Source organism: Microcoleus sp. AT8-B5, from assembly GCF_036705565.1.
Taxonomy (GTDB): Bacteria; Cyanobacteriota; Cyanobacteriia; order Cyanobacteriales; family Microcoleaceae; genus Microcoleus.
Window position 1 is genome coordinate 191,183 of the sequence record NZ_JAUBUY010000006.1, and the last position, 10,758, is coordinate 201,940.

At 41.9% G+C, this 10,758-nt stretch carries 6 protein-coding genes; 4 read left to right on the top strand and 2 right to left on the bottom strand.

All coding sequences use genetic code 11. The annotated features are described in order from the left end of the window. Nucleotides 1-179 precede the first annotated feature (179 nt). From cbiE to QUB39_RS06945, 4 genes are all read left to right on the top strand, one after another. The gene (gene cbiE, locus QUB39_RS06930) at nt 180-1,484 is read left to right on the top strand and encodes a precorrin-6y C5,15-methyltransferase (decarboxylating) subunit CbiE (protein ID WP_333052384.1); all 1,305 of its coding nucleotides are present in this window, start codon (nt 180-182) and stop codon (nt 1,482-1,484) included. Nucleotides 1,485-1,855: 371 nt separating this feature from the next. Further along, on the top strand, nt 1,856-2,554 hold the full coding sequence (locus QUB39_RS06935) for a hypothetical protein (protein ID WP_333052382.1): 699 nt from the start codon (nt 1,856-1,858) through the stop codon (nt 2,552-2,554). A 3-nt stretch (nt 2,555-2,557) separates the two neighbouring features. Beyond that, a complete protein-coding gene (locus tag QUB39_RS06940; RefSeq protein ID WP_333208437.1) occupies nt 2,558-3,400 on the top strand; it encodes a DUF1822 family protein in 843 nt (280 codons plus the stop codon). A gap of 300 nt (nt 3,401-3,700) precedes the next feature. Further along, nucleotides 3,701-8,458 (top strand): CHAT domain-containing protein, encoded by a 4,758-nt coding sequence (locus tag QUB39_RS06945; RefSeq protein ID WP_333208438.1) that lies wholly within the window; start codon nt 3,701-3,703, stop codon nt 8,456-8,458. 9 nt (nt 8,459-8,467) lie between these two features. Here QUB39_RS06945 and QUB39_RS06950 read toward each other — a convergent pair whose 3' ends face one another. Beyond that, the gene (locus tag QUB39_RS06950; RefSeq protein ID WP_333208439.1) at nt 8,468-10,156 is read right to left on the bottom strand and encodes an SWIM zinc finger domain-containing protein; all 1,689 of its coding nucleotides are present in this window, start codon (nt 10,154-10,156) and stop codon (nt 8,468-8,470) included. A gap of 287 nt (nt 10,157-10,443) precedes the next feature. Beyond that, nucleotides 10,444-10,617 (bottom strand): hypothetical protein, encoded by a 174-nt coding sequence (locus tag QUB39_RS06955; RefSeq protein ID WP_333208440.1) that lies wholly within the window; start codon nt 10,615-10,617, stop codon nt 10,444-10,446. Nucleotides 10,618-10,758 lie beyond the last annotated feature (141 nt).

Genomic DNA, 10,758 nt, shown 5'->3' on the forward strand with positions numbered 1-10,758 from the left:
CTAAGAGCCCGCCCAGAAAGGACGGGCTCTTAGGCCCATCCCACAAGAAAAAAGGGAAATTATTTAATTGACGATCCTAAATGCTTTAATTATTTTTGTTTGACATTAAAGTCAAGGAAACAATTTATGAAAAACCAGGAAAAATCAGTAATTCTGGTTTTTTACTTTTTGCTTAAAAAGTGACAGTAAACGTTGTTGGTATAGGTTTAGATGGAGCTGCTGGGCTGAGCGAATCGGCGCGGCAGGTTGTAGAAATGGCCGCTCTGCTAATAGGGAGCGAGCGCCATTTGAGCTATTTTCCCCAGCACGACGGAGAGCGCTGGGCGTTGGAAGATTTGACCGAAGCAATTCTGGAAATTCGGCGCTGGTGGGCGACCCAAGCCGAATTAGAGCCCTCTGCGGGGACGGTGGAACCCCGCGATCGACCGATCGTAATTTTAGTGGCCGGCGACCCGCTGTTCTACGGCTGGGGAAAGTTGTTAATTTCCCAATTGCCGGCAGAAAAATTGACTTTTCACCCCCATGTCAGTTCTGTGCAGTTGGCTTTTAACCGCTTGCAAATCCCTTGGCAAGATGCTCATTGTGTAGGCTCTCAAGGACGCTATTTTGAGGAGCTGACGGCGAAGCTGAAGCTCGGTGTGGAGAAGATTGCGGTGCTGGCGGACGAAGCTCATACTCCGGCTTTACTGGCAAGTTTGGTGAAAGCTCTAGATTTGCCGACACGCTACAAGTTTTGGGTTTGCGAAAATTTGGGGGCTGCCGAGGAACGGGTAAGCCCCAAGTCTCTGGAAGCTTTGCTGGGAGAGTCTTTTGCACCGCTGAGCGTGGTGGTGATGCTGCGGGAACCCCCGCCGGGGACGGAACCTTTGGATTTGGAAAAGTTGCCTTTGTTGGGAATACCGGATGCAGCTTTTATCGGTTGTGGAGATAAGCCGGGTTTGACGGTTGAACGGGAAGTGCGGGTGTTGGTTTTGGCACAATTGGCTTTGCAACCGGGACAAGTTGTCTGGGATGTGGGTGCTGGTAACGGTTCTGTGTCGATCGAGATTGCTCGTTTATTCCCGCAGTCTGAGGTGTACGCGATCGAAAAAACGGTTTCTGGTACTTCTGCGATCGAGTTCAACTATGGCCGTTTTGGGCTGCAAAATGTGTTCTCGATTCACGGAACTGCCCCGGAAATCTTGCACCGCTTGCGTCCTCCGCACCGGATCTTTATTGGCGGTAGTGGCGGAGGGTTGACTAAAATTTTGGGCGTTTGCGCGCTGCGGCTGCTTCCTGGAGGCTCGATCGTGCTGGCTTTGGATGCTTTTGAGGATATTGCTACTGTTTTGAGCTGGATTGGCGATCGGGTGCGTCGGGAACCGCACTGGAGTTACCGAATCGTGCAAGTGCAGTTATCGCGTTCTGTGGCTGGGGGGAATTCAACTCGTTTTGATGCGTTGCGGCCTGTTTCGATTGTGACGATCGATCGACACTTGAATTAATCTGAAATCTGTGATATTCGCGCTTCATCGTCGGGCGTACAATCGAGTCAACATTCAACACTCAACCATCATTCAGTTTTGCGACCCCGAATCAACAATTAACAGTCATGAGGAGTGAAAACCGCAATTGATATAATATCCTGTCCGGTCGAGCGATCGGGATTTTTGTAAGGGCGGGTTCACCAACAATACCTGCCAATAATGGACAATCTCAAAAACCCGCCCCGACCGGGATATTATGGTTTATCGATCGGACACGATCTAACTCTAACTTTTGGGTCTACGCAGAACACAGAGCATCCTTTGGTTAGCGGAGAATCTCCAAGCGGTGCAACAATGATTTTAGAACTCAAATAATTAATTTAACACCTATGGATCAACTGCTGCGCCAACTAATTGAGGAGGTATGCGAGTATCCCCAAAACAGCTCCCAAAGGCGCAAAGCGATGAACCGATTGCTCGCCGAACTGCAGGAACTTCCCGGACTACTGCGATCTGCACATCCCGATTATTTAGACGCCTTAAATAAAACCTGGGTATGGGTGAACAAAAGCATTTGCTCGAACTTCAAGCTTAGCGATCCGAATGTGTCAAGACGACTGCGACAATGGATAAATAGTTACCTAGAGTGGCGCATTAAGGATTTGAATTTACCTTCTCAACCGCCCACCTACAGTTTAGATGCCCTCATAGGAGGCTCAGATACTACAACCGCGTTGCTGGATGTGCTTTCAGAAACAAGTTTTTCCCCTCCTACCCGCAGTGGTTTGGATGGCTATATCGCACTTTTAGAGCAAGAAAATTATCAGAATATTATTCAACAGCTAGAACAATACGTCCAAGAAGACCCCGATGGGAAATTTCGATCCTGTCATCCTAAAAATCATCCAGAGTGTAACTGTCAAGTGATCACATTAAAGGTGCTGTTTAAAACCACGCCTGACAAGTTTACTGCGATCGCCAAAGAATTTAACATCAACTACCAAACTCTAAAATCACACTGGGAAAGGAACTGTCGCCCCTTGCTCCAAGCGATCGCATTAGAGCTAGGATACACAAGAGAAGATTAAATTATGCAAAGCACAAACCCAACGCTATTGACAGTTCCACTAGGTACTGATGCTCACCGCACCGCTCGAAAATTTGCTGCCGAAACTCTGCAACTCGCTCCTGAATTGACAAAGCATGAGGCTGCCAAACGAGTTTATGTGAATACTTTAGCAGTTTATGTTGTCTATAGTTACCTCAAATGGCAAGCCTACGAACCCGATTTAATTCAAGGCGATAGTTGGCATCCAGTCGTCCGTGCCCAGTGGGATATTGCTGATTTAGTGTTACCAGGGATGGGTAAATTAGAATGCCGCCCGGTTTGGTTGGGAGAAAGTGCGATCGTAGTTCCACCAGCAGCCATAGAAGACAGAATCGGCTATGTAATAGTGGAATTTGGGGAAAAATTAGACTCAGGAAAACTGCTAGGATTTACCCCATCACTGGATAATTCTCCATTGCCAAGCCAGATCCAGATTGCCCAACTCCAAAACTTAGATGCTCTGATCGATCATCTCTATCGTCTGGAATTAGGAAATCAGTTTTTGAGAAGTGACGATCCAGTAGCCGTAGAAGTGCGACAACTCTTAGAAACACAAAACTTTTCAGAAATTATCGCTCAATTAGAGCGCATTTACCGAACTACTAAACCCATTAAATGGCGGTATGCAGGAGCAGATGTATTAGTCGCTAGTATTCCTATTAATCCTGATTATCAAAAAGTTGATTATTCTCCTGAACAACAGGCTTTTATTGGAGAAATTGGTCGAGAAGAAAAAGTTATCTCCGCAGATTTACACCGCCAACAATTAGCCCAAAAACTGCTAAATAAACTAGCAGAAGTTTGGGAAATTGAAACAAAAAATTAAATATTTGTTTTTTTCCAAAAACTGAGAACCTCCCATTTTGTAAAAAGCGTTTTTTAGGAATGCGAGTATCATGCTCGCTTGCCTATATATTTGTAACGATACAGATACTTGCACTCCTGTGATATCAAATCCCCTACCATCGGAATTAATATTACCCACAGCTTTAGACACGGCGCAGTGCCCCGTGTCCCGAAAATTAATCCGGGTAGGGAAACGGGACTGCCGTCTCCTATATATCATGTCTGAGTGCAACCGGAATTGATATGAAGCCAAAACTGATATTAACCCAAAAAAGGTAACATGAAAGAACAGCTAAACTCTGCTTATCGTCACCTAATTGAAATGCTACGTACCTGTCCAGAAGGTGAAGAACGAGATATTTTGGATGACTATTCAGACATCCTTAATGAAGGTTTATTAGAGGTGATAGAGGAGGTAGCAGACGAGTTATTAGTTGAGGAAAATGAAGAGGGATCTGACTGGCTGCGGAGTGCTGCGACGATGATAAAAGACTTGATTAAAATTCGGTCTGAATTAGCTAATTCTGAAGACTTGTTAAATTTTTTCCTAGAAGTTTTGGCAGCAATCGAAGCAAGTGAAGGAGATGCAGAAGTTGTATATCCTATTTTAGAGAAAAATTTAGATAAATTAGATGATAATTTTGATTGGTTTTTGCGAAGTTGGGCAACTGATGTTTTAATGAAATTAGAGTCTGAAGAAGCTTACGATATAGCCACTGTAATTGGCACTTTTAGTAGTCTTATTCAAGAATTTACTCTGGGCGATTGTGTAAACAATATTGAAATTGCGATCGCGGGATATCAACAAGTAGCGACGGTGCTCAATCGGGAAGATTACCAGGAGGATTGGTTGATTACTCAAAACCATTTGGGGTTTGCTTATCAAAATCGCCTTGCTGGGAACCGTAGCAGGAATTTAGAAATGGCAATTGAGTGTTATGAATTAGCTTTACAATGTTGTAATGATACCGATGAACCGGAATTATGGAGTTTGATTCAACATCGCTTAGGTTTAGTTTATTTTGACAGAGTTGAAGGTGATTCAGAAGAAAATCTGGAGAGGGCGATCGCTGCTTTTGAATTAGCATTAAAAGTGTGGAATTGTCAAGAGTCTCTCTTAAAATGGGCGGAAATTCAGCATGATTTAGGTTTGGCTTATCTCCACCGTGTCAAGGGAAATGAATCGGAAAATATAGAACTAGGAATTAAATATTATCAAGCTGCTTTGGCTGTTTATCCAAAAGAGGATAATCCTACAGATTGGGCAAGAATTCAAAATAATTTGGGTCTAGCTTATTATAATCGTATTCAAGGGCAAAAATTAGATAACCTTGAAAGGGCGATCGCCACTTTTCACAATGCCTTACAAGTCCGTACTTATACTGATTATCCCATACAGTGGGCAGAAACTCAAGAGAGCTTAGGTAATGCTTATATTACAATTGAAGAGAATCGAGACGACAATCTCCAAAAAGCAATTGAGTGTTATCAAGCAGCTTTAACTGTTTATAGTGCTGAAGAATTCCCGGAACAATCGAGTACGATCCAATTTTGTATGGGAGATGCTTACCGTCAAAAAATAGAAAATCCGGTTGATAATCTTGAGAAAGCGATTGAGTGTTATCAAACTGCTCTACAAATTTGTCAGAAAGAAGAGTTTCCTGAATTATGGGCGTTTATTCATAATGATTTAGGGGCGACATATCTCAGCAGATTCAAGGGAATTCAAGAACAGAATATAGAATTAGGTAGGAGTTTGATAGAGGCTACTTTACAAGTTTATAATCGTGAGGACTATCCCGACAATTGGGCGAACACTCAAAATAATTTAGGATTTTCCTATTACCTTTCTACAACGGGGAAATATTCGGATAACTTGGAACGGGCAATTGCATATTATGAATTAGGATTACAAGTGTATAATTCTGACACTTTTACAGAAGTGTGGGGATTGATACAACTTAACTTAGGAGTTGCTTATTTAGAGAGACTAAAAGGAGATTTTTCCGAAAATATTGAAGCATCAATTGCTGCTTCTCAAAATGCATTAACTATTTACGATCCAGAGACTTATTTAGAAAATTGGTTGAAAATCCAGAATAATTTAGGGTATGGCTATCAAAATAGAGTTAAAGGAGAGCGAGTTGATAACCTTGAGAAAGCTCTCGGCTATTATAAAATTGCTTTAGATGCTTGCTGTTATAGTCAATTTCCTGAAATTTGGGGTTTGCTCAAAAATAACTTAGGAACTTTTTATTTAAGAAATGCTCAAGGGAATCAAGCTGAAAATGTAGAAGAAGCTATTGTTCTTTATCTTACCTGTCTTGAATCTTATCAAAAAGCATTTAATCGTAAACAATGGTCGATGATTCAAAATAATCTAGGGATTGCTTACCTCAATCGCAAATATGGTAGCCGTCTCGAAAATATAGAATTAGCAATTGAAGCTTTTAATAATGCTTTGCAAGTTCGTAATTATGAAAATTATCCCGAACAGTGGGCGGAAACACAACAGCATTTAGGAGTTGCTCATAGTGAACGAATTTATGGAGATTCTTTACAAAATTTAGAAAGTGCTATCAAATGTTATGAAAATGCTTTACTAATATATAATCGTTCAGATTTTCCTGAACAGTGGGCAATGCTGCAAAATAATATTGGTAGTGCTTATAGCGAACGTCGGCTAGGAGATGAGGATACTAACTTAGAAATAGCCATTAATTACTATCAAATGGCTTTGCAAGTAAATACCCGTCAAATTAACCCTGAAAATTGGGCAATGATCCAAAATAATTTAGGAAATGCCTATAGGAGGCGCACTATTCAAAATGAAGTGGAAAATTTAGAAATGGCGATTTTTTACTATAAGTCAGCTTTGGAAGTTTATACTCAGAAAGATTTTCCTGAAGATTGGGCTATGGTGCAATTAAACTTAGGTTATGCTTATAGCGATCGCACTCAAGGAAGTTTTGACGAAAATATAAAACTGGCGAGGGACTATTACCAAGCTGCTTTAGAAGTTTATACTCTCAAAGATTTTCCTGAAAATTGGGCAACTGTACACAATAATTTAGGTTATCTCTACCACAATTTAGAAGAGTTTACCGAAGCAATGCAATACTTTAAGTTAGCATTAAAAGTCAGAACTCCTCAAGCTTTCCCCCAACTTTGTCTGATTTCGGGACAAGTTTTAGGTCAAATTGCCTTCAAATTAGGACTATGGAGAGAAGCTATTGAAGGGTATTGTCTTGCTATTGAAGCTTTAGAACAATTGCGAGTTTGGGCTAATACCGATCGACGCCGCCAAGAAATTTTAGGAGAAGATATATATCTTTATGAACATATTGTACAAGCATTAGTTAATACGAAAAATTTTCCACAAGCTTTTGAATATGTAGAACGTTCCCGCTCTCGTCGGTTAGTAGATTTAATTGCCAGTAATGACCTTTACTCTCAGGGAGATATACCTTCTGAAGTAGAAGAATATTTAGCAGAATTTGAAGGAATTCAACGACAGATAGATTGCGAACGTTCCGGTTTAAATAAATCAAGTAAAAAGCAGAAGTTAATTGCAGTTAGAGCTAAGGATCTAATTGATATGGATTGTACACGCAATCGAGCAGCTTTAGAAGCCATTAGTGAAAATATCCAAGGTTTAGAAAGTGAAAAACAACAAATTTGGGAACAACTAAGACGTTTAGATCCGGTTTTAGCGGGCGAAATTCAAGTCATTCCCCCTAATTTAACCGCGATTCAAGAACTCATCGATCGCCCTACTACAGCTATACTTAATTTTTACACTACTGATGAAGATACATATATATTTGTTTTGCGACAAGCCGAACTAAATTTGTACAAAACAACCAGAAAACGAGGAAACAACTTACAAAAATGGATTAATAAAAATTGGCTAACACCCTACTTAGAGGCTGGCGATTCAAGTAAATCAGCCCAAGAGCAATTACAATGTAAAGCTAACTGGAGAAAGCGAATTCCGCAGTTTTTAGCGAAACTTTCCCGCCGTCTGCAAATCGATAACCTGATTCGTCAGTACCTTAATAATATCGAGGAACTGATTATTGTTCCTCACCTTTGCCTACACCAAATTCCTTTTGCTGCTTTACCCTTAGAAAATGGTCAATATTTAGGAGATAAATTTCTAATTCGTTACACTCCTAGTTGTCAAGTTTTAGAATTTTGCCACAAACGTCCACCTGTCAACGATCGACTAATGTATGGTATTGTGGAAGATGCAACGGAAGATTTACCCTGTGCAAGTTTTGAGGGTGAACAAATTGCCAAACTGTATAATATTCGCCATGAACAACACTTACGAGGACGTAGCCAAGCAACGGTCAGCAACTATCGGCAACTTTCTTTACAAGTCCAGGGAATTATCTCTAGCCATCATGCTCAATCTCGCCTTGATAATCCGTTAGAATCCCGACTGCAATTGGCAGATGGTAGCATTACTTTGGGGCAGTTAATGACACCGGGCTGGCGGCTTCCTCATTTAGTTGATGTGTTTTTATCCTGTTGTGAAACAGGGTTAGGAACTACGGAAATTACTGATGATATTTTGACATTATCGACGGGCTTTTTATGTGCGGGGGCTCGGAGTGTTGTGAGTACGCTGTGGGCTGTAGATGATTTAGCAACAGCCTTATTTTCAATTTTTTATCACAAACTTCGGCAGCAAGGAAGTAGCCGCCCAAAAGCATTGCAGCAAGCACAAATAAATTTGCGATCGCTCTCTGGATCAGAATTTGTCGCTTGCTATTCTCCCCAACTTGGTGATTTATTAGAACGCAAATTTGAAGAGGCGGAGGGCGATCGCCAGTTTGCAGAAAACCAGCGTAATTCCTATCCAGAAGGTTCCCCCGACTATCTGCAATGGCTACAAGAGGAAGAAAAGCGGGCTGAAACAGCAACACGCAATTACAAAACTTTGCAACGACTGGAAATAATTAGTTGCTTAGATTTCCCTTTTGCTGACCCTTTTTATTGGGCTGCTTTCACTTGTTCCGGTTTACGGTAAACTTCAGCCTCAATCTAAATCTGGACTCTTCAGCATTCCCATTAACTTCCGCTTCCGATGGTGTATTTGCATAAGTTGAGAACGATAAGCACACCACTGAAGATTTTGCCCCATTTGTAAATAGGCAGCGCGGGCTTTTTCCAACCACTTAATTGCACGATCGTACTCCTCTGATTTCCCCCGATCCATAATCGATTCAGCAAGCCGACAAGCATTGGCGATCGTCCAATCGGGGCGGTGGGCGATCGCAGCCCCCATTACTCGGTGAACCAGTGCCGATTCGTAGCCACTCAAACCATCAGCAACAGCGATCGCATCTTCAATAAGCCCCTCATAGAGAAAAATATCAACCTGTGCTTCAGAAACTCCCCAACTTCTATCACTTTTCAGAGTTGCTAACAAATTTGCTTTCACAGTTGACCAACTGTTTCCTGCAAACTCCTTCACTAAAAGATAATCGGCAAAGGATGGTTTGATTTCAAAGACGCGCATTCTAGAATTTAATGCAACTTCGTTTTCTCCCAACTCAACAGCCAACTCACTCGTCCAAATTGCTAGTTTATAAAGGCAATTGCCTGACAAATTCAACCCAGTTTGAGCAATTTTTAGAGCTTCAGCTTGGGCTTGCTGTGCTTGTAAACTTTGAGCGAGAGCAAAAGCATCTTCCGCTGAGTTCATCTGAGTAGCGGCAGCTTTCACTGCTTCCTCTACTCTCCCCAAACGACTTAACATCGTCAAGTATTGTTGAGAGCAGTTTTCTGCTTGCGCTAAGTATAAGTATTCTTGATAGCGTTCCTGGCGATCGAGGATTTGCAAGCGAATTAATGCTAAGCTTTTAGCACATTCTGGTGCCTCATTAGCTCCTATTTCTTGCCCCGTAATATTTCCTTGAAGTACCTCTTGAATTAGGGGGTCATCCCAACCTTGGCGTAAAGCTTTCAAGCTCATGCTGAAATCGCAATCCCATTCATCTTGCCAAGCTTTTAACATCACCTGGAGATCGATCTCTTCTTCAGCAGTTAGTTCAGCCGTTAAAATGGCTTCTGTCCAAGCTTCATCCAAAGCGTTAGCTATATCAGAACTTTCAGCGCCATATTCTTCTACGTCATCCCAATCTTTAACGCAAGCTTCGGTGATGGCTTGTAAAATTACTAAGGCGTTGTTACCATCTCCCTCTGCAATCAATTCCTGTGCTTGCTGAATCACATCTAAAACTTCTTCTGTAATGGGGTCTTCTTCCCCCCATCCCTCGTCGAAATAACGCACAGCATTTCGCAAAATTTGTCGTACTTGTTGTCGAAAAGGAGCCGGATTAATGGATGTACGGCGGGGTGTTTTAGTAGGTGGCTGTGGAGGCGTAGGAATAGCAATTAAGTTAACGTATCGTTCGATCGGATCGATGAGTGAGGGTTCTTTTTCTACTAAATGTTGTATTAATTGCTGGGTTTGTACATCGTTGAGGCGATCGAGTAATTGTTCCAGTGTGGGGCGCTGCTCAATTATTTGTGGTTGTCGCAGACATAATAACATGGTAGAAACAATATGTTTACACCACCCAACGCGATCGTAAGCACAAGTGCAATTTGATGATGCCACATTAGCGTCATCAAAGTTTATCGTAATACGGTAAGGTTGCACAGCAGAACCCTCCACTATTGCTTGCACGATAATTGCCACGCAGGACAGCGCTAGTAACATTACCCGCTAAATAGTAAGTTTCACCGCGCTTGAGGGAGGCGGCAGAGGTATTGTGCTGGATCGTCGCTTCACTGAGTTTGGGAATTGGCATGAGACTATGCCTGAGCAATTAAAGGATTAGACTTAATTTTACCTCAGAGATGTACTCTGCCTAGGATTTAATTGCGTCTCAATGTAAGATTTACAGAAAATTTAATAATCCGTAAAGCAAGCACTGAGAAGGTTTGCAGCTTGATGAGGGGAAATTTTTTCTGAAAATTTTGCATAATTGTCTCCCTACCCCCTGGTTAATAATAGAGCGCAGTTGGCCAACTAGCTTCTCCCTTATCCCTTTCTTTGACGGAGAAACGAGCTGTGATACCTATAGTTTCATCTACCCCCCTGACATTATTAGTAATGGGGGTTCCCAATGCTGCGGGAGAAATCATTGCCAATATAGAGGCAAGTTTAGTATCAGCCATTGGTAGTTATCCCTTGATGAAAATTTCCCAAGCTGAGCGCAGAACAAAATGCAGTTCTGGAGAGGACGATCCGATAGTTCCTCCGAACTAAGGAATGAGAATTAAATAACTTCCACTCTTGAAAGTGGGATGGGCGTCCCG